Here is a 20,186-nt window from a genome sequence, read left to right as displayed (position 1 = left end):
GGGTTTACCCTCGGAACCAGTCGAGCAGATCGAACACCTCGCCATAAGGCGGGAAGACGCCGAGCAACTCGAAAAAGATGATGTGGAAGATGAGCGGGCAGACGATCACGGATATGGCCAGCCCGATCCGACTGCGGACACCGAAGATATACAGAACCACCGGCGCGGTGAAGGCTGTGGGCAGGACGTAGCCGAACCAGCGGAATGACTGCTGATAAATCAGAGCAATGGCAAACAGGATCAGGATGTCCAGCGTGCCCGTGTCGCCTTCTTCAACAGCGGCCTGTCGTGCCTGCACCAGGCGCAGCCCGTTCATCAGTACCAGGCCCGAGAGGGCGAGCAAGGCAACCGATGCGGCAAAGGGCACGATCCCGGCCCATGTGTCTCCGGGGCTTGCCGCCGGAACCTGCCAGGCCCCCCAGATCGCGACCAATGACAACAGCGCGAGTACAATTCCCTCGATCACGTCCCGCATGGTGTTCTCCTTCAGAAACATCTCGGGTGGAGCGGCGGGGCCGAAGCTGAGACCGCCCCAGCCGTTGACCACCTTAGTTATTCAAAGTCGCAACCAGCGGCGCGGCATCCGCCTTCATCGCGGTCAGCGTGGCCTTGGCATCCGCGCCTGTCGCAAAGACCGGACCGGTGCCGCGCTCTGCCAGAAGCTCTGCAAATTCCGGCTTTGCCGTGATCTCGGCCAGTGCCGTTTCCATGACGGATATCACTTCGGCCGGCGTACCCTTGGGCGCGAAAACGATCACCGGCGACGATACGGCGGCAAAGGGAACGCCCAGTTCGCCAAAGGACGGAACATCGGACATGATATTGTCCCGCTCGGCGCTGTTGACGGCCAGTGCGCGAAGCTGCTCTTCAAAACCGCGCAATTGCTGCACCCCGAGGAAACCGAAGTCGGCCTGTCCGCCAATCAGCGCAGCTCGGGTCGGGCCGCCGCCCTTGAACGGCACATCCTGCGCCTCGATTCCGTTATTGGCCAGGAACCCGAGACCGCCCACGTGATGGAACCCGCCGCGCCCGGAATGGGCCCAACGCAATGACCCAGGGTTTGCCTTTGCCGCTTCAATCACGTCCTCTACGCTCTGATAGGTGCTGTCTGTGGGTACCATCAGCGAGGTCTGCAGCTGGCCGACCTGAGCCACGAAGGCAAAGCTATCCAGTGCATCAATGTCTGTGTCGCGTGTCATGGTCGACAGCAGGAATGACCCGCCCGAGGTCATCATCATCGTATAGCCATCTGGCTTGGCCCCGACCACGGCATTGGCACCATTGAGGCCACCTGAACCGGGTTTGTTCACGACGACAACCGGAACGTCTAATACGCCTTCTGCAGCAGCGGAAATGGCACGCGCATAGGCATCGGTGCCGCCCCCGGCCTGATAGGGTACCACGATATTGATCGGGCGTTTCGGCCAGTCGGCCGCAAAGCCGACGGTTGCCGTTGCGACCAGCGCGGTCGCCGCTGTGACGGCAGCAAGGAATGCTCTGCGTTTCATGTGGGCTCCTCCAAAAAGTGACGCAGCCTTTCTAGCAGGTCATTTGATTGCGATTTTTGCAAATGTAGCATTAAATAATGCAAATAATGAAAGAGTCCTGTCGATGAACGTCAAAGCTCTCCGCGCCTTCCGCCATGCTTTTTCCGAAGGCTCCATTGCGGCGGCCTCGGACATCATGCATCTAAGTCAGCCTGCCATCAGCAGACTGATCAGCGGTTTGGAAGCAGAACTGAAGCTCAGGCTGTTTGACCGCAGCGGGCGCAGCCTGTCCCCCACCACCGAGGGGATCGCGTTTTACCGCGAAGCCGGGCGCATTCTGGACAACCTGGATGAGGTTCCCCGTATTGCAGCCGAAATCCGGGCCGGGCGTACAGAAAGCCTTCGGGTTGTGACGATGCCTCGGATCGCCCAGTTTCTGTCTGCACCCGCCGTCGCGCAATTCACCCGTGAAAACCCCGAAGTGAGTGTGACCTTGGACGTCCGCGCGCGCCGGGACGCGAGCAAATGGCTGGCCGGACGAGAGTACGATATCGGAATAGCGGCCCTGCCGGTCAGCCATCCGGACATCAGAACGGTGCCGCTTGTCCGCGTGCGAGCCTTGGCAATCCTGCCCCGGGATCATCCGTTGGCCAATGAGGCATCGATAGCCGCAGAGCAGCTTGCCAGTGAAACGATCATCCGCCTGATGCAGGGCTTGTTGCTTCGGGAGCAGTTGGACGACGCTTTCAACTCGGCTGGTGTTGCGCCCGAAGTGACCCATGAAGTGTCCTCGTCCCAACTTGCTTGTGCCTTGGTGGCCGAAGGTGCAGGTATCACGATCGCCGATGAGATGGTGGCGGCGTCGTTTGGGGATCGCTTGGTATCAATCCCGATCGAGCCGGAAAAATGGATGACATTTGGAATGTTGCTTCCGAAGTATCAACAGTCGGGATCGGCGGCCAAGCAGTTCCAGGACAAGTTGGTGGAGCACGTAAAACGCGTATGCCGTTCCAGCGACACCATGCGCAGCGAGGTGTCCTGATCCACCGACTTACCGTTCAGGCGACTAATGTGGACCTGATTGGCGTGCCTGATTGGAAATCGCGCTCCAATCGAGGTGCGCGGCAGAAATCCTCGCGTTTTTTAGTAGTTGTTATCGATCTAGCGAACTCAGGCAGGAACTCTCCTGACCGGCTGGCATGTGAATTGTGCCGGCATGAAAGCTTCAGTACAGTTTCCAGCAGTTCGAATTTTGGAAGCGCGCTCAAGTACCGCTCCAAAATGGTCAAATTCTAACTTTCCTGACAATGTTGGATACCGCAAACGCCAGTGACAGCCCCTATTCAGTGCTTGGAACCGGACGTGGAACTCCGTTCTCGTCGATCGCAACAAAGGTGAAGATCGCTTCGGTCACCTTTTCACGGACGCCGATCAAACCGCGCAAAACCCAGGCTTCGATGGAAATGGCCATTGAGGTTCGGCCAACGCGCGACACCTCTCCGTAGATGCATAGCACGTCTCCGACTTTCACCGGGCGAATGAACTTCATCGCATCAACTGCGATTGTGGCAACGCGGCCTTGCGCGCGTGTAGCTGCAACAATTCCTCCGGCGATGTCCATCTGACTGAGAACCCAGCCACCAAAGATGTCTCCATTAACATTGACATCCGACGGCATTGCTGCCGTGCGCAATGTCAGTTCACCTTTCGGAGTTTCACTGCTCATCTCTTGTGCCCTTCTTCGGTTCAGGACACGGTCATCATGTCCGAAAGTTCTTGTCCTGCCCTGAGCGCCAGAGGTGGATTGCACTGTTCAGTCGCGCGTTACAGGCCGTTCTGACGTTCCCTGGGTTCCCTTATAAGACGCTCCCTGACGTTGCCATAGCCGTGATCGCCGCAGTTCTTCACCCGAGCTTTTCCGGAGGGAGGGCGTTTTTCAGCACTTTCTCATTTATGCGACCGAACAGGGCTGTCGGGCTGTGTTTGGCCATCCATATGGTCATTTTGTTCATCAGCCCCGGAGCCGTCAGGAACTTGCCACCCAGATTGCCGAGCGCTTCGGTGACAACAGCGTCTGCACTCATAACGCTTGATGGAACCTTGCTCCAATCCAACCCGGTACCAGCAACCATCGGCGTATCGGTCGGTCCGGGCGACAGGACATGAACGTCAATGCCCTTCGGCCGAAGCTCGGCCCGCAGGGATGCACCGAAGTTCAACACGTAAGCCTTGCTGCCTGCATAGTTAGAAAAATAGGGGTTCGGCATGTGGCCCGACAGGCTTGAGACCAGAACGATCCCGCCCCGTCCGCGCTTTAGCATTCCCTGGCAAAAGTGGTGGGTCAGGCGAAAGGTCGAAAGAACATTCAGCCGCAGCAATGCCATTCCCTGATCCGCATCGGTCGTTTCAAACGCGCCGTTCACCTCGACACCGGCAGAATGAACCAACAGACCGATTTCTTCGGGGATGGTACACACCGCGTCGATGCCGGCCTCCGTTCCGAGATCAGCGGCGACACAGCGCACTTCCACCCCGTGGCGAGCGCTGAGATCGCTGGCCATAGCGTCCAGCACATCGGCGCGGCGCGCCACAAGGATGAGGTTCATCCCGGCAACCGCAAGCTGGTTCGCAAATTCGGCGCCAATTCCGGAACTGGCACCTGTGACCAGCGCCCAATTGCCATACCGGTCCTGATACGTCCTGCCCATGCTACCCCGCCTCTCCCTTGCTTCGCTTCGTCGCAAAAACCAACGCGTGTATCCTGAGGGTCGGCGCTTCTTTTGTCGATGTGGTCGCGGGTAGTTTATCGCGTCGGTTAGCGCCGTAGCGGTCGACCCGCCCGGTCGCGCGCAACCGTATCCGGCCTTTGCAAAACGCCTTCGTGCCGGCTGACGGTTATGTGGCCAGGCCCATTTGGCGTACAGCCAGATCGCGCATGATCTCTTCCGAACCGCCGCCGATAGCCATGATCTTGACTTCGCGATAAACGCGCTCGACCGGATTGCCGAGCATGTAACCTGCGCCACCAAAGATCTGCATCGTTTCAGACGCCACAAATTCCAGCGATTTCGTCGCCTGCACCTTGGCCTTGGCGATTTCGGCGGCAGGCATTTGGCCCGCGTTGATGGTGTAGCAAATCTGATCCAGATAGGCCTGATTCATGTCGATCCGGGCCGAGATTTCGGCAAACTTATGGGCGATGACCTGATGATCGATCAGGCGTTTGCCAAAGGTCCTTCGTTCCCGCGCCCAGTCCAGGGAGGCGTTGAAGCACAGCTTCATCATGCCCACCGAACCGGCGATCAAAGCAAGCCGTTCATGATTGAAGTTTTCCATGATCGCAAGGAAGCCCCGGTTTTCAGGACCGATCAGCGCGTCGGCGGGAACGTGGCAATCGTTGAAGAACAAAGAGGCCTGTTCTGAACAATGCCAACCCATCTTTTCTTCGCCTCTGGTGCGGGTAAAGCCTGGTGTGTCGGCTTCGATCAGAAACAGAGAGATACCGCCCAGACCCGCATCGCCCGTCCTTGCGCCGACGACAAACCACTTCGAGGCCATGCCGCCGGTGATAAAGCACTTTTCACCATTCAGAACCCACCCGTTATCTGATCGCGTGGCGGTCGTGCGCATGTTGGCCACATCTGATCCGCCACTGGGCTCAGTGATCGCCAGCGACGACGACATCCGCCCCGCTATGATTTCGGGCAGAACGGTGGTGCGGAAGTCATCTGATGCGAACCGCGCCATCGGCGCAATTGAAATCGCGCGTCCGCCCACGGCTGCCGCCACCCCCGATGCGCCGCAGCCAAAGATCATTTCGTTGAAGTCGGCACGCAGAAAGGCATCGTCCATTCCCATCCCACCGTATTCTACGGGCACCCCAAAGCCGAACACACCGAACTCGGCCACTTTTTCATCCAGTTCGGCGGGAACGGCTTTGTCGGCCTCCCACTTTTCGATGTTGGGGTGAATCTCGCTTTCGACAAATCGCTGGAAATTGTCCCGGAAGTGTTCGCGCTCGGGTGTCATAAAGGGTGAAATCAGCGCCATCTTGGCCTCCTAGCCATTCAGTACTTTCTCAACCGGCTGTTCGGATAATGCACTGGTCGCGCCCAGTTCGACCGTGTCGAGCCATTCATACCGATCTTTTTGACCCACTTGATCTCCCGGGTGTCCAGTGATTTGAAAATCTCATGGCCGGGGAAGGCCCTTGCAAAGGTTCATCTCGTTCTCTGCTCAACGTTCGCAAGTTCGTCGGGATTCTTCGTGTCTTTGCGTAAACATCATCGAAATCCCCTCAAAATGGTTACAGTGCCCGATCTGGGGCATGACTGCCTAGCTCTCGGAACTCACCAACCGCACCTCGCTTCGCCGTTGCAAATGCGGGGTCAGCAGGTAAATGAACTCCTGCACGATTTCCGCGGTCTCAGCTTCGCTCCGGACAAATGAGTCATGTGTCAGCAAGCCGCGATAGAAAATTCGGGCGATGGTCCACAGGCGAATAAATTTCGCATTGTCGCCGTCCGTTGTCTTGAGATGAAGCAATGCGTTTTCATTGATGGTGTCGTTCCAGTCCAGCAGCGAGTCGTGGATCTGGTCCGCAAGCTCTTTATCCGTGCGGATCGCCACCAGAATCTCGTGCAGGGCGCGCATCGCGTCGGTGTTCATGACCTGCCGCCAAAGCCGTTCCAGATCCCTTTCGATCGTCTGCTCAGGTCGGTTTTCGCGGCCGGCCAGCCAGCGGATCGAGGCCTGCATGATCCAGTCGCTGGTGGCCACCATCAATGCTGTCTTCGAGGTAAAGTGATGGGTCAGAGCCCCGCGCGAAAGCCCCGCCTCTTCGCATACACGCGACGTGCTGGTTTCGGAGTAGCCGTATTTCACGAGGCACCGCATCGTCGCCTCAAGGATCGTCTGCCGCGACTTTTGCGCCCTGGTCTCGCGTTTGGTCGGTTTGCTGTTGGCCATATTCCACCTTATTCAGCTTCGGTCTGCCCCTTTGCGATTTCAAAGAGTTTTATGCGACACGAAGCAGTTGACAAACAGAACGTTCTGTTTGTTTGATGGCATCAAAACTGACGCAGGTCCAGTGGATTCAAAGGGGAGTTCATGCAGAGACAAATCCGAATAGGCGGTGCCAGCGGATTTTGGGGCGAGTCCGATATGGCCGTGCCGCAGTTTCTGGAAAACGGGCGGCTGGACTATATGGTGTTCGACTATCTGGCTGAAATCACGATGTCCGTTCTGGCGCGCGCGCGCGCAGTGGATGCAGACAAGGGTTATGCGGTGGACTTCGTGAATTCGGTCCTGCGTCAGAACCTGCCCGAGATCGCGCGGCAGAAGATCAAGGTCATTGCAAATGCGGGTGGCGTGAACCCCGAAGCCTGCGGCGAAGCCGTAAAGTCACTCATTGCCGATCTGGGGTTGGATCTGAAAGTCGCCGTGGTTTTGGGCGACGATATTCTACCCCGCCTCAAGGTCGGGGAATTCGCTGGCGTGCGAGAAATGTTTGTGAACACTCCGCTGCCGAAACCAGAAAATCTGCAAAGCGCGAACGCCTATCTGGGCGCGTTCCCCATCGCGCAGGCGCTGGCGGGTGGTGCAGAGATAGTTGTAACCGGTCGCTGTGTGGATAGTGCCGTCACGCTGGGGGCCTGCATCCATGAATTTGGCTGGGGTGCGGATGATCTGGACCAACTCGCGGGTGGCAGCCTTGCAGGACATGTAATCGAATGCGGGCCGCAAGCCACAGGTGGTAATTTCACCGATTGGCGGGATGTGGGCGATATGGCCAACATCGGTTATCCAATCGCAACGGTCGCAGCCGACGGAAGCTTTACCGTCGAAAAGCCCAAAGGCACCGGCGGTTTGGTGTCCGTCGGGACCGTCGCTGAACAGATCATTTATGAAATCGGCGACCCGCAGGCCTATATCCTGCCTGATGTTGTCTGCGATTTCTCGCAGGTTGTCGTGACGCAGATCGGCCCCGACCTGGTCCGGGTTGCTGGTGCCCGGGGCCGCGCGCCAACCGAGTCTTATAAGGCCAGTGTCACTTTCCTGGATGGATATAAGGGCTCAATCATGCTGGTGTTTACCGGCTTTGACTCCGAGGCCAAGTTCCGCGCTTATGCGCAGGCGGCTCTGACCCGTGCTCGCGGAAAACTGGCCGCCAGAAACCTGCCGGATTTCGAAGAGATATGCGTTGAGCCGATCGGATCCGAAGCCAAATACGGCGATTATGCCCGAGAATTGGGCGTGCGCGAGATTGCGGGCCGGTTCACTGTAAAACACATGGACAAAACCGGCGTCGCCCTTTTCTTGGCCGAGGTAATTGGCGCGGGCCTTGCAACACCAGCCGGTCTGTCCGCCTTTGGCGGTGGCAAGCCAAAGCCGATGCCGATCGTGCGCCTGTTTTCGTGCCTGATCCCGAAAGCGGATGTGCCGGTCCATGTCGTCACGGAGAGCGGCGCACAATCAGTGGATATAGCGGCGGGGCAACCATTTACGGATTCCGAACCCCTGCCCGGCATCCCCGCTGTTTTAGAAGCCTGCACAGTCGAAGTGCCCCTGATCAAGTTGGCCTTCGGACGCTCGGGCGACAAGGGCGACAAGGCCAATATCGGCCTGATCGCCCGCAAGTCCGAATACTTGCCTTATATTGCTGCCGCGGTAACCTCGGATGTGGTGACGGCCCGCTTTGCCCATCGACTGAAAGGCGGGGTAGAGCGGTTCTATATGCCGGGCATGCACGCGCTGAATTTTGTACTGCCTGATGCACTGGGTGGCGGTGGCACGGCCGCACTGCAGGACGATCCGCTGGGCAAGGCCTATGGGCAGATTCTGCTGGATCACCCCATTCCTGTTCCCCCCTCTGTTGCGGAGACGCTCTGATGCCCGTTTTCCAGACCAGAATATCGACCTCATCCGAAGCGTTTGCGCAGAACCGTCGGGATATGCTGGCACTGATCACCGAACTGCGCGAGTACGAAGCGCGCGCCGTTGCGCGTTCGGACAGCCGCAAGGCCCGTTTCGACCAGCGCGGCCAGTTGACCCCGCGCGAGCGGGTCAAGCGTCTGCTGGACCCGGGTATGCCGTTTGTCGAGCTGTTCAATATGGCAAATTTTCTGGTCGACGACCCAGACCCGGAAACCTCCATTCCCGGCGCGTCGATGATAACCGGGATCGGCTATATCAGCGGCACGCGCTGTCTGGTCTATGCCGATGACAGTGGGATCAATGCGGGCGCGTCGACCAATATGTCAGTGAACAAAGGACTGGCCATTCTCAAGATCGCGCTGAGACAAAAGCTGCCCTTTGTGCATCTGGTGGAAAGCGCCGGGGCCAATCTGATGCAGTACACCGTAGAACTTTGGGCCAATGGCGGCGGGCTGTTTTACGGTCTGGCCAAACTGTCCGCAGCCGGCATTCCGACCTTTGTGGTTCTGCACGGGCCTTCCACTGCTGGTGGCGCCTATCAGCCGGGCATGTCGGATTACGTAATCGGCGTGAAACACAATGGCATGGCGGCGCTGGCCGGAGCCGCGCTGACGCAGGCCGCAACTGGTGAGGTGGCCGATGAGCGCGAACTGGGCGGTACCGAGATGCACGCTTCGGTTTCGGGCCTTGTGGAATACCTGGCCGAGGACGATGCGGATGGCATCCTGATATGTCGCGATCTGGTCGAGCGTCTGGACTGGAACAAGAACGCCCGCCCCCTGCCCCGCAAACAGGTCGAACCGCCGGTCTATTCTCCGGACGAACTCGCCGGTGTCGTCCCTGTGGATTACAGAACCGCCTTTGACTGCCGCGAGATCATGGCCCGGATCACCGACAGCTCGGACCTGCTGGAATTCAAACCCCGTTTTGGCCCTGCAACCGTCTGCGTCCAGGCCCGAATTTTTGGTCATTCGGTCGGTATCATTGGCAACAATGGCCCGTTGGACCCTCAGGGTGCGGCCAAGGCAACGCAGTTCTTCCAGCTCTGCGACAGCGCAGACATGCCGATCATCTTTCTCAACAACATCACCGGCTACATGGTGGGTACCGAGTACGAGCAGGCGGGTATGATCAAGCTTGGCTCCAAGATGATTCAGGCCGTGTCGAATGTCCGCGTTCCAAAGTTATCACTCTATGTCGGTGCCAGCTTTGGTGCCGGGAATTACGGCATGTGCGGTCATGCTTTTGATGCGGATTTCCTGTTCTCATGGCCCAATGCGCGCACCGGAGTAATGGGTGGCGAGCAGGCCGCCATGACCATGGACGTTGTTGCCCGCGCCGGAGCCGCCCGCAAGGGGGTTGAGATCACACCCGAGATGGAAGCGAAGATGGCCAGGCAGAAGCAGGCCATTCAGGACGTGTTCGAACCGCAGGAAAGCGTCTTCTACACCTCGGGCCGGATGTTGGATAACGGTATCATCGACCCGCGCGACACTCGTAAAATTCTGGGCTTTTTGATCGAGACCACTTGGGAAGCACGCAACCGAGACCTGAAACCCAACACCTTTGGCGTCGCAAGGATTTGAGAGGGCGCAACTTGGCTGATTTCAAGACCCATCAAACCTTCGAACTGGACAATCAGTGCAACAGCCGGTCGGTGTGGTCCGACCAGGCCGATGCCACCTCCGAAACCGCAAAGGTCTGATCCATGCCGCGCTTCAACTCGATCCTTGTGGCCAATCGTGGTGAAATTGCCTTGCGGGTGATGAAAACAGCGCGTTCGCTGGGCTATCGCACCATCGCCGTCTATTCCGAGGCCGATGCCACCGAGCCGCACGTGAAATTTGCCGATGATGCGGTCTGTGTGGGTCCGGCACCTGTAGGCGAAAGCTATCTGCGTGCGGACAAAATCCTTGAGGCTGCCAGGAAGGCTGGTGCGGGCGCGGTGCATCCGGGCTATGGCTTCTTGTCCGAAAACGCTGATTTCGCAAAGGCTTGTGTCGACGCGGGTATTGTCTTTATCGGTCCCACGGCCGAAGCGGTTGACCTGATGGGCAACAAGGCTGCCGCCAAGCGCCGGATGATTGAGGCGGGTGTGCCTTGTGTTCCTGGCCGTGAGGGCAAGGGTCAGTCGGACGAGCAACTGATCACTGCCGCAGCCGAGCTCGGTTTTCCAATCATGGTCAAGGCTGCCGCAGGTGGCGGCGGGCGCGGGATGCGTCTGGTCCAGATGGCCGAGGAACTGCCCGCTGCGCTGATCTCGGCCCGGTCCGAGTCGCTGAACGCCTTTGGCTCGGACGAGTTGATTCTGGAAATGGCCCTCATCCGCCCTCGTCATGTCGAGGTTCAGGTTTTTGCCGACGCCCATGGTAACGCCATCCACTTTGGCGAACGTGACTGTTCCGTCCAGCGCCGACACCAGAAGATCATTGAAGAGGCCCCCTGCCCGATCATGACCCCCGGACTGCGCGCGGCGATGGGCAAGGCCGCCGTCGATGCGGCGCTGTCGATCAGCTATCTGGGCGCGGGCACGGTGGAGTTCCTGGTGGACGCCTCGGGCAAGTTCTACTTCCTTGAAATGAATACCCGCCTTCAGGTGGAACATCCGGTGACCGAGATGATCACCGGTCTCGATCTGGTGGCGCTGCAAATCAGCATCGCACAGGGCGAGCCCCTGCCGTTGGTCCAGGATGGTGTGCAGTTGAATGGCCATGCGATCGAGGCGCGTCTTTACGCCGAAGACCCGGCGCAGGACTTCCTGCCGATAACGGGTCATGTGGACCTTTGGCAACCCCATCGCGGCGAAGGCATAAGGATCGACAGCGGTATCGAGACCGGCAGCGTCGTCTCGCCCTATTATGACCCGATGATCGCCAAGGTCATCGCCTGGGGCCCGGACCGTGAAACCGCCACCGCGAGGCTGAGCGCGGCACTGGCCAAAACACGACTATTCGGCATCAAGACCAACAAGGGCTTCCTGTCGGCAATTCTAGACAAGGAAACCTTCGCCAAGGGCCAAGCTACCACTGCCTTCATCGCCGAGGAGTTCGGCGCAGAAGAAATGACGCCACCGGTGTTGTCCGAAACCGAAGCAATGATTGCAGCCGTTCTGCAATACGAGGACTCGCGCCACCGGAGTATGGCGGCCACGCTGGGTATCAACCCGGAACTGGCCAACTTCAGTTCAACCGGGCGTCTGGAAACCGACTATCGTTATGTCAGCGAAGGCATGACCCGCGACGTGACGGTGACTGCCACGGAAGGCCGCTATCACGTGACCTGTGGTAAAACCCGCGCCACCATCACCATCGACCGTCAAGAAGGCACCGAAGCCCGTTTGCGGGTGAACGGACGCCTTGTCCCGGTCGGTATGCTTGTCACCGAACGCGGCCGTATTCATCTGGAACATCAGGGCCGTACTTTTGCCCTGCGCAACGAGCTCGAATTCCCGGCTTTGGCCGAGGAGGCACGCGGCGGAGGCCGTGTGGCGGCACCGATGCATGGTGCTCTGCTGGAAATCAATGTGGTCGTGGGCGACACCGTCGCCAGGGGCGATCGTCTGGCGGTTCTGGAAGCGATGAAAATGCAGCTCGCGATCGAAGCGGAAATCGACGGAACCGTGACCGAAGTTCAGGCCAGTGCCGGAGGACAGATCGCCGCCGATGAGGTGATCCTGATCATTGAACCCGCCGAGGAGGGTGAAGATGTTTGATCAACCGCAGGCCGTTCAGGCCGAAAGCCAGTCGCTCTACGATCTACTGAAGGACCGGAGCGAGGAAGATCTGGCCCGCGCCACCCTGTTCAAGGGCTGGACCGCCAACCGGATCCTGGGCCATCTGCATGTCTGGAACATCGGTGCAGACCTGTCGCTGAGCAAACCCGAGGCTTTCGCGGCTTTCAAAATTGACGCCATCGCCCGCTTCAGCAGCGGTGATCTTGCCGGGTTTGAGGCGAAATACCTCGAGGGTTTGTCGGGGCACGCGTTGCTGGATGAATGGATGTTCTACACCACTGGTATGTGCGACCGCTTTGCGCAGGCCGATCCCAAGGCTCGGGTGCCGTGGGTCGGGCCGGATATGTCCGTGCGATCGTCCATTTCTGCCCGGCTGATGGAAACCTGGTCGCACGCGCAGGCGCTTTACGATCTGTTCGGTGTCGTGCGGCAGGATCACGACTACATCAAGAATATCGTCGTTCTGGGTGTGAACACTTTTGGCTGGACCTACAAGAACCGCAGCTTGGATTTGCCCGGTACGATGCCCCATCTAAACCTGACCGCCCCTTCCGGTGAAGTCTGGGAATGGGGGGAACCCAATGAGGCCGAGCGGATCGAGGGTCGCGCCACCGAGTTTTGTCAGGTCGTCACCCAAACCCGTAATATCGCCGACACCGCCCTGCAAGTGACCGGCCCCGTTGCCACGGAATGGATGGGCATGGCGCAGTGTTTTGCGGGCCCCCCCGAAGTGCCCCCGGCCCCCGGCCAGCGCCATATGGCCTGAGATCGTAAGAACACGTCTGGGTAAACCCCCCAAAAGTCGCCAGGTATGGCCGCGAAGGTTTGGCGCGATCAGGCGACGCGCGAGAGCATCTGGTGTCGGCTACGACCCTAATCGCAGACGGTATCCAGCCTGTCGGTGTTTAGGTTCGAAAACTTGGCGGCCGGCATTATTTTATTAGCTGCGAACGGACAAATGCCAAGCCTGAAAACGACCACTCCTCGATTGCGGCCAGCTTAAATCTCGGGCCGCACGGTGCCTCAATTGGCTGCGGAACGGGTCTTTTCCTGCTGGTGAGTACCGTGTTTCGCATGCTCTTGTTGTTCATTTTTCAGATTGCATCATCACAAAGTAAGTAAGTTTTTGTTTTTCGATTTCAAAAATATTATGAATGAAAGTTGAATAGGATCCGCCTGCAATGAGTTCATGCATTTCAACCACCGGCCATCAAATCCCGAGAATGTGTGCACGGAGCCTGATCCGTCTTGGCGCCAGGTGCACAATCTCAAGTCAGCGGAAACCTGCAGCGGCGGTTCAGGAGCTGGTAAATGGGCGATAGCGGCTTGAAAACCTACGGCCCTTTCATCTCGGGCTCATTCCTGAACTGGCATGGTGAGACATTGCCGAGTGTTGACCCTGCGACGGGTCAGGAATGGTGTCGGTTTGCGTGTTGCGGGTCTGACGAGGTTGATCAGGCTGTTCGTGATGCGGACAAGGCGTTTCGAACCGGGCCCTGGGCCAATGCAACATCTTCGCAGCGCGCGGATATCCTAGATGGTCTAGCGGATGGGCTGCAGAGTCGCTGGGAAGAGCTTGTCGAGCCCGAAATCCGTGACAACGGCAAACGCATCGCCGAAGTCCGCGGACAGTTTTCCGGCTTGCACGGCTGGTACAGGTATTTTGCCGATCAGGCACGCCAGCTTTCGCCCGCGCTGCAATCGAACGGGGTGTCCGGAGTGGAAAGCACCGGCCAATGGATGCCTTACGGGGTGGTCGCCGCGATTACACCGTGGAATTCACCGCTGATGATCTTGGCGTGGAAACTGGCCCCCGCACTAGCCGCAGGGAATACGGTGGTGGTGAAACCATCCGAGATGGCGTCGGCCTCGACGCTGGAATTTGCGCGACTGGCGTGTGAATGCGGCTTGCCTTCTGGTGTTTTGAACGTCGTGACAGGTCACGGGCATGAGGCTGGTGAGGCGCTGGTGCGCCACCCGCTGACCCGCAAAGTGACCTTCACCGGCTCTGATATCGGCGGGCGCAAGGTTGCCGAGGCGGCAGCGGCCGGAGTTGTTCCAACGACCCTGGAACTGGGTGGCAAGTCCCCGCAGGTCGTGTTTGCCGATGTCGACCTGGAAAATGCGGTCAACGGCGTCATGTCGGGAATCTTTCTGTCGAATGGTCAGACCTGTGTCGCCGGGTCCCGTCTGATTCTGGAGGAAACGGTTGCCGCCGCCTTTACCAATCGCCTTCTGGAACGCGCCCGCATCCTTCGGCCTGGTGACCCGATGAAAACAGAGACGCAGATCGGACCGTTGGCGAACGAACCGCATTGGACCAAGGTTGCGGCCATGATCCGGCAGGCGAAGGCCGATGGCGCGATTTGCCTTCTTGATGGTACCGAGACAGGGGCCGGGTATCCCGGTTTTTATATCGGACCAACGATTTTCGCCGAAGTGACACCGGACATGCAGCTCTGGCGTGAGGAGGTTTTTGGTCCGGTCCTTGCGATCACCACCTTCGCGACTGAAGACGAGGCCATCGAATTGGCCAACGACACCGACTACGGCCTGGCGGGCGGAGTCTGGACCTCTGATCCGGACAAGGGCGCGCGCGTTGCCGGCGCCATTCATGCAGGCACGGTTTACATCAACCATTATCGAAGCGTCGATCCGGCAAGTCCCATCGGCGGGTTCAAACTGTCGGGATATGGCCGGGAATTGGGGCCGGATGCCGTCAAGGACTTCCTGCAAAGCAAATCGATCTGGACCGGATCTTCCCCGGTTCCCGACCCCTTCCCGGAACCGACGGAAACAACCCTTTGTGACCCGGAAAGTATGGAGCAATGACATGAGCAATCCAGCCGACGACACCTTGTTCGCAGTTCCCGAGGGTGATTTCCGAGGTCATGACCAGCAACAGGTATGGTCACTTGAGCATGATCCGGAACTGACCGAAGTCGGCCCCGGCACACCTTGCGGCGAATATCTGCGGCGGTTCTGGATGCCGGTCGCGATGACGGATCATATTGGCGATCTGCCCTATCGCCTGCGCATACTGGGCGAGGATCTTGTCCTTTTCCGGGAAAAGAAGGAAGGCAAGCTGGGCCTGACTCATCTCCACTGCTGCCACCGCAACATGAGCCTGGAATTCGGCATCGTCGAAGAGGGTGGCATCCGTTGTTCCTATCATGGCTGGAAATACGGTCTGGATGGCACGGTTCTGGAAACGCCCTGCGAACCCCCTGCCAGCCAGGTCAGGAAAAAGGCCTGTCTGGGGGCTTATCCGGTGATCGAATACAAGGGACTTGCCTTTGCTTATCTGGGTCCAAAGAACGAAATGCCGCCATTCCCAGTCATGGACACGTTCGATGATGAAGGAGACGAGCTTGTTCCCTATCTGATCAAATCTCCGTGCAACTGGCTGCAGGTGATGGAGAATGCCTGGGATCCATTCCATGTCGTATACCTGCACACGCTGGCCGCCCGCGTGCAGTTCACCGAAGCGTTCGCGCATATGCCGATGATTGAGTTCCACGACTGCGCCACCGGCGATTTCTATACCAACGTGCGCCGGGACGGGGACTATATCTGGGTGCGCGTGCACGATCACATGCTGCCCAGTTTCACGCAGAATGGCGGGCATTTTCCGGTGCCTGACCGCTCGCGCTATTTCGGTCGCGGCGGGCTGACGCGCTGGATCACACCGATTGATGACACCAATACGATGGTCATTGCCTGGCGGCACTTTCGCGCCCCCGAGTTCAATGATGACCCGCGAGGGTTGACCAATCGTGAAGAGGTCGGGTTCGGCAAAACGGATTTCTACGGACAGGGCCCTGACCGCCCATATGAAACGCGCCAACGCGATCCAGGCGACTACGACGCCTGGGTCAGTCAGGGCCCGATCAATATCCATGCCCGCGAAAACCTGTCGTTTACCGACCGTGGGGTCGCCAAGGCGCGGCGGATGGTACGCAATGCGATCCGGGCGCTGCAAAAAGGCGAGCGCCCCGCACAGCCGACCGACCATTTCACCGGCAGGGTGATCCCAACCTACGCCGGTGACACGGTGCTGAAGATCCCGCAGCAGGAAGGCCGCGACGACGGTGCCCTGCAGAAAGAAGTCAGCTTCAAGGTCGCCGAAGTCCTGAAATCGGGCGATCACCTGACCGGCAAACAGAGACGCGACTTTATCGTGAAGGAACTGAAGGCTTACGAATCTGGCTGGGCCTGACGGTGAAGGGCGAGGCGACAGGAAAAGGGGATTGGACATGACGCGCATACCGCACAATCCGGGGCGGGTGGAGTGGTCGGGGGAAAACCCGGGCATCTACCTGAAGCGGGATCCGGGTCAGGAGAGGTATGACACTCTGGCGCTTTTCTTCCGCGTGGTTGTATCGCCGTTCGGACGGGGTCATGCGGCCATCGTGCTAGGTGCGCCGGATGACGCACTCGGCTGGCCCAGGGTGCCAAATCTGATCATGACTGATAATCAGCGTATGATGCGTTGGATCGTCGATGGCTGGGTGACGAAAATGCCGACATTCGTAGGCAAGGCCGGGCTGTCCGCGATGACATGGCTGGACTGTGACAGCGTTGAAAAACGTCCCGGAGACCTCAAAACCAGGTATTCGGAGACCCTGCGTGGGTCTGGCGTGACACTCGAGATGATCTGGCGGGATATGGGCCCGCCGCTGCCGGTCGAGGTGACCAAAGAGAATTCGGCGACCAAGGAACACGAGATGTATTCCGTTTTTCTTGAGGCGGGCCAGGCGGAGATCAAGATCAACGGCACAACCCTGCCCGGCCAGGTGGCGGAACGTCAGTTCTTTGGCCGCACGATGAGCACCGCCTTTCTGGCCTTTTCAGAAACCTGGGTTACGCCGCAGGAGGATGCCTGATGCCACTGAATGAACCGATCACACCGGGCGTGGTTGACTGGACCGGGGAAAATCCCGGAATCCTGTTGAAAGATGACGACGGGAAAATTAGCGCGATGGCCTTGTTTTTCCGTGTTGCCTGGTCGCCTGTGGGACAGGGGCAGGTTCTGCTGCTGTACGGCACCCCCTCTCAGGTCGAAGGCACTTCGGATGCGCCGAATGTCATCCTCAGCGACAATCCCGATCTGACTGCTTTTCTGAAAAAGAACTTCATCAGCAAAATTGCAGCCTTTGCCAACGCGCCAGCTTTTGAAACCCTTCCGGAAATCGGCGCGCAGGTGGTTCGCAGCTCGGGTGACCCGATGAGCCATCGTTACTCTGAAACCATCGTTGGCGGAACCCTGACGGTTGAACTGGTCTGGGAGAAGCTTGAACCACCCCGCGCATTGGAGTTGTCCCCGCATGAGGTGGCATCGGGTGAACAGAACATGTTCTCGCTTCTGATCCCGGCACAATTCGCGCAGATCATTGTAAATGGGCGTGCATTGCCGGGAAAATTGGGGACACGGGTTCAGGCCGGGTTCGAGACTACGACCGCGTTCCTCTATTTTTCGGAAACCTGGATCATCCCGCCGGAGGTCTCATGACTCTGCACCCCGCCGACCAGCTGGCGTTTGACCGGGCGATGGTGACGCAACCGGTCTGGAACCGTTTCAACACGGCCTCCGAAGCAGTCGGGTTGGCCGAAAATGTGTTGTTGCATGCTGGTCCGGCGTTCTCTGCGCCGGAACAAATCACTGTACCGATCCTGAATTCCGCCTGTGTCGCGGCAGTCTGGGAAGGGTTGGCCCGGGATTTCGATCAGGCCGAAGCGATGATCATGGCACAGGAAATCCTGTTGCAACCAGCGCAAGACCATGACGTGGTCACACCACTGGCTGCCGTTGTCTCCGCAAATATGCCCCTTCACACGATTTACGATGCGTGGCGGGGACAGACGCGGGTATTCACCCCGATCAACGGCGGCGCGCGCCCGTCCATGCGGCTGGGTCTGCGATCCCAGGCAGTGCTGGATCATATCCGCTGGCTGAACACGCGATTTCTGGACATCCTGCAAAACGGCATCGCCGAGGGCATTGCACTTGTGCCTCTGGCGGTCATTGGTCTGGTGGGTGGTGATGATTGTCACGGGCGAACTCCCGTCAGCACGGCTGCGCTTGTCGAGGAACTGAAAGACCGCAGCCCGAGGGGCATTGATGACGCGGATGCGCTGGAATTCATGGCGACCTCACCGTCCTTGTTTCTGAACCTTTGGATGGCCGCAACCAAGATCATGATGAAGCTGGCCGAAGGGGTCGAAGGGTCCAGTTTCGTCACCGCGGCCGGCGGAAACGGGCGCGACGTCGGCATTCAGGTATCTGGCCTGCCCGGGCGTTGGTTCACCATTCCGGCCGCTCCGCCATCAGGTAAGTTCGATGTCGATCTACCGGCCGAGCGTGCCCTGGGCGCCATCGGTGACAGCGCTGTGGTCGACGCGTTTGGGCTGGGCGCCATGGCCATCGAACACAGCCCTGAGCAGTTAAAGGGTTTGGGTGCCTTTTTGCCTGGCGATGCCAGGACCCGTACATCCGGTTTGTCCGTGGGCGCGCACCCGTATTTCAATGCTTTTGATATCAGTCTGGGCTCGACCGCCCGAGGGGCGGTTGCGCAAGGGGCTGGTCCTGTGGTCAGCCTTGGCATTCTGGATCGGCTGGGACAGGCTGGGCGCTTAGGCGGTGGGATTTATGACATGCCGGTCGATCCCTTTGCCACAGCCTTGCGGGCGCTGTCTTCATGACAGAACTGAATGAACTTGGGGCGTTTGAGCTTGCCGCGCTGATCCGCGCGGGCCAAGCCAAACCGTCCGAAGTAATGGCCGCCCATTTGCATCGCATCGCACACAGAGAGCCTGAAATTGGTGCCTTCGAATACCTCGATGCAGAGCATGCCATGGAGCGGGCAACCCGAGCCGACGCTCTGCCCGTCAACGGGCCGCTGTTTGGGGTGCCTTTCGCGATCAAGGACATCATTGATACCGAAGACATGCCAACAGGATGGGGCAGTGACTTGTATGCGGGGCGGCAGCCAACGCGCAATGCGGCCTGCGTTCAGGCATTCATAGATGCGGGCGCGATTGCAGTCGGCAAGACGGTGACAACCGAGTTCGCCTATTTTCGCCCGGGCAAGACGGCAAACCCCCACAACACCTTGCACACACCCGGCGGATCTTCGTCAGGCTCAGCCGCAGCGGTGGCCGACTTCATGGTGCCGCTGGCCTTTGGTTCGCAAACGGCAGCTTCCCTGATCCGGCCAGCGGCCTATTGCGGGGTATATGGGTTTCGGCCAACTATCGGTGGCTATCCGCTGGACGGAGTCATGGGTTTGTCGCAAAGCCTGGATACCCTGGGCGTGCTGGCCCGAAACCCCCGTGATCTTTTGTTGGCGGATTCTGTCTTGCGGGGAACCGATGTGCCGCCGCTGCCAGACTTCCAAGACAACTTGCCGCGTATCGGGCTGATGCGTGGCCCACACTGGATGGATGGTACGGTCGAAATGCGCGATACATGTACTCGTGCGCTGGCTGCAATTGCGGCGGCCGGAGCCGACACAGCAGAGGTCGCCTGCCCGCAGGTGTTTTCCGGACTTTCCGACGCCCAAAACACCGTCATGAGTTATGAGGCCGCCCGGTTGCGCGCTGTCGAATACAGCGCGGGCGAGTCCGCGATCAGCCCGCAATTCCATTCGCTGATCGAGAACGGCCTTGGGGTGCGTGATACGGACTACCGGCAGGCGCTGACAATCCGCGACAGCGCGTCTGTCGTTCTGAACCAGTTGTTCCGGGATATTGATGCCTTGCTGGTGCCATCGGCTCCGGGACCTGCACCTAAGGGGTTGGAAGCCACCGGCGATCCACTGTTTTCCCGAATGTGGAACCTGTTGCAGGTCCCGTCCTGCGCCGTACCGTTCGGGGCTGATCCAAGCGGCCTGCCGTTGGGATTTCAGTTGATCGCACCATGCGGTGCCGACGCGCGGTTGTTGGGTATTGCGCAATGGGTTCATGATATTCTTCAGGCTGAGCCATAGAATAATAGACACGAATCCCGGTCCAAGTGGCGTGTAGGCTGC

At 58.9% G+C, this 20,186-nt stretch carries 17 protein-coding genes; 11 read left to right on the top strand and 6 right to left on the bottom strand.

The genetic code is table 11. The annotated features are described in order from the left end of the window. Nucleotides 1–4: 4 nt before the first annotated feature. Together ACR1XU_RS18095 and ACR1XU_RS18090 are read right to left on the bottom strand one after the other, a co-directional pair. Complete coding sequence (locus ACR1XU_RS18095) at nt 5–475, bottom strand: tripartite tricarboxylate transporter TctB family protein (RefSeq protein ID WP_480908403.1); 471 nt, start codon at nt 473–475, stop codon at nt 5–7. 73 nt (nt 476–548) lie between these two features. Next, nucleotides 549–1,508 (bottom strand): tripartite tricarboxylate transporter substrate binding protein, encoded by a 960-nt coding sequence (locus ACR1XU_RS18090; RefSeq protein WP_480813196.1) that lies wholly within the window; start codon nt 1,506–1,508, stop codon nt 549–551. A 103-nt stretch (nt 1,509–1,611) separates the two neighbouring features. Between ACR1XU_RS18090 and ACR1XU_RS18085 the strand changes: the two genes are divergently transcribed. Then, entirely contained in the window at nt 1,612–2,529 is a 918-nt protein-coding gene (locus tag ACR1XU_RS18085) for a LysR family transcriptional regulator (protein ID WP_480813197.1), read from the top strand. Nucleotides 2,530–2,826: 297 nt separating this feature from the next. Here ACR1XU_RS18085 and ACR1XU_RS18080 read toward each other — a convergent pair whose 3' ends face one another. The 4 genes from ACR1XU_RS18080 to ACR1XU_RS18065 form a co-directional block, all read right to left on the bottom strand. Then, complete coding sequence (locus tag ACR1XU_RS18080) at nt 2,827–3,213, bottom strand: acyl-CoA thioesterase (RefSeq protein WP_480908400.1); 387 nt, start codon at nt 3,211–3,213, stop codon at nt 2,827–2,829. Nucleotides 3,214–3,391: 178 nt separating this feature from the next. Then, complete coding sequence (locus tag ACR1XU_RS18075; RefSeq protein ID WP_480908398.1) at nt 3,392–4,195, bottom strand: SDR family NAD(P)-dependent oxidoreductase; 804 nt, start codon at nt 4,193–4,195, stop codon at nt 3,392–3,394. Between the two features lie 187 nt (nt 4,196–4,382). Continuing rightward, complete coding sequence (locus tag ACR1XU_RS18070; RefSeq protein ID WP_480908396.1) at nt 4,383–5,537, bottom strand: acyl-CoA dehydrogenase family protein; 1,155 nt, start codon at nt 5,535–5,537, stop codon at nt 4,383–4,385. Between the two features lie 285 nt (nt 5,538–5,822). Beyond that, nucleotides 5,823–6,455, bottom strand: a complete 633-nt coding sequence (locus tag ACR1XU_RS18065) for a TetR/AcrR family transcriptional regulator (RefSeq protein ID WP_480908394.1) — start codon at nt 6,453–6,455, stop codon at nt 5,823–5,825. Nucleotides 6,456–6,596: 141 nt separating this feature from the next. On the opposite strand from ACR1XU_RS18065, the gene ACR1XU_RS18060 reads away from it, so the two are divergent. From ACR1XU_RS18060 to ACR1XU_RS18015, 10 genes are all read left to right on the top strand, one after another. After that, nucleotides 6,597–8,378, top strand: a complete 1,782-nt coding sequence (locus ACR1XU_RS18060) for an acyclic terpene utilization AtuA family protein (protein WP_480908393.1) — start codon at nt 6,597–6,599, stop codon at nt 8,376–8,378. Next, entirely contained in the window at nt 8,378–10,009 is a 1,632-nt protein-coding gene (locus ACR1XU_RS18055) for an acyl-CoA carboxylase subunit beta (protein WP_480908391.1), read from the top strand. Before ACR1XU_RS18060 ends, ACR1XU_RS18055 begins: the two co-directional genes overlap by 1 nt. Before the next feature lie 122 nt (nt 10,010–10,131). Then, a complete protein-coding gene (locus tag ACR1XU_RS18050; protein ID WP_480908389.1) occupies nt 10,132–12,135 on the top strand; it encodes an acetyl/propionyl/methylcrotonyl-CoA carboxylase subunit alpha in 2,004 nt (667 codons plus the stop codon). After that, nucleotides 12,128–12,922 (top strand): TIGR03084 family metal-binding protein, encoded by a 795-nt coding sequence (locus tag ACR1XU_RS18045; protein ID WP_480908387.1) that lies wholly within the window; start codon nt 12,128–12,130, stop codon nt 12,920–12,922. The genes ACR1XU_RS18050 and ACR1XU_RS18045 overlap by 8 nt, the downstream gene beginning before the upstream one ends. Before the next feature lie 545 nt (nt 12,923–13,467). Next, nucleotides 13,468–14,988 (top strand): aldehyde dehydrogenase, encoded by a 1,521-nt coding sequence (locus ACR1XU_RS18040; RefSeq protein ID WP_480908385.1) that lies wholly within the window; start codon nt 13,468–13,470, stop codon nt 14,986–14,988. Nucleotide 14,989: 1 nt separating this feature from the next. After that, on the top strand, nt 14,990–16,375 hold the full coding sequence (locus ACR1XU_RS18035; protein ID WP_480908383.1) for a Rieske 2Fe-2S domain-containing protein: 1,386 nt from the start codon (nt 14,990–14,992) through the stop codon (nt 16,373–16,375). A gap of 37 nt (nt 16,376–16,412) precedes the next feature. Continuing rightward, complete coding sequence (locus ACR1XU_RS18030) at nt 16,413–17,042, top strand: hypothetical protein (RefSeq protein ID WP_480813208.1); 630 nt, start codon at nt 16,413–16,415, stop codon at nt 17,040–17,042. Continuing rightward, nucleotides 17,042–17,668 carry a hypothetical protein gene (locus tag ACR1XU_RS18025; protein ID WP_480813209.1) on the top strand — a complete coding sequence of 209 codons (627 nt, stop codon included), beginning with the start codon at nt 17,042–17,044 and terminating at the stop codon, nt 17,666–17,668. Before ACR1XU_RS18030 ends, ACR1XU_RS18025 begins: the two co-directional genes overlap by 1 nt. Continuing rightward, the gene (locus ACR1XU_RS18020; RefSeq protein ID WP_480908381.1) at nt 17,665–18,858 is read left to right on the top strand and encodes a YlbE family protein; all 1,194 of its coding nucleotides are present in this window, start codon (nt 17,665–17,667) and stop codon (nt 18,856–18,858) included. Before ACR1XU_RS18025 ends, ACR1XU_RS18020 begins: the two co-directional genes overlap by 4 nt. Continuing rightward, the gene (locus ACR1XU_RS18015) at nt 18,855–20,144 is read left to right on the top strand and encodes an amidase (protein WP_480813211.1); all 1,290 of its coding nucleotides are present in this window, start codon (nt 18,855–18,857) and stop codon (nt 20,142–20,144) included. The genes ACR1XU_RS18020 and ACR1XU_RS18015 overlap by 4 nt, the downstream gene beginning before the upstream one ends. Nucleotides 20,145–20,186: the final 42 nt, after the last annotated feature.

Source organism: Ruegeria sp. D1(2025) (assembly GCF_056536425.1).
This window is presented reverse-complemented; position numbering and strand designations above follow the sequence as displayed.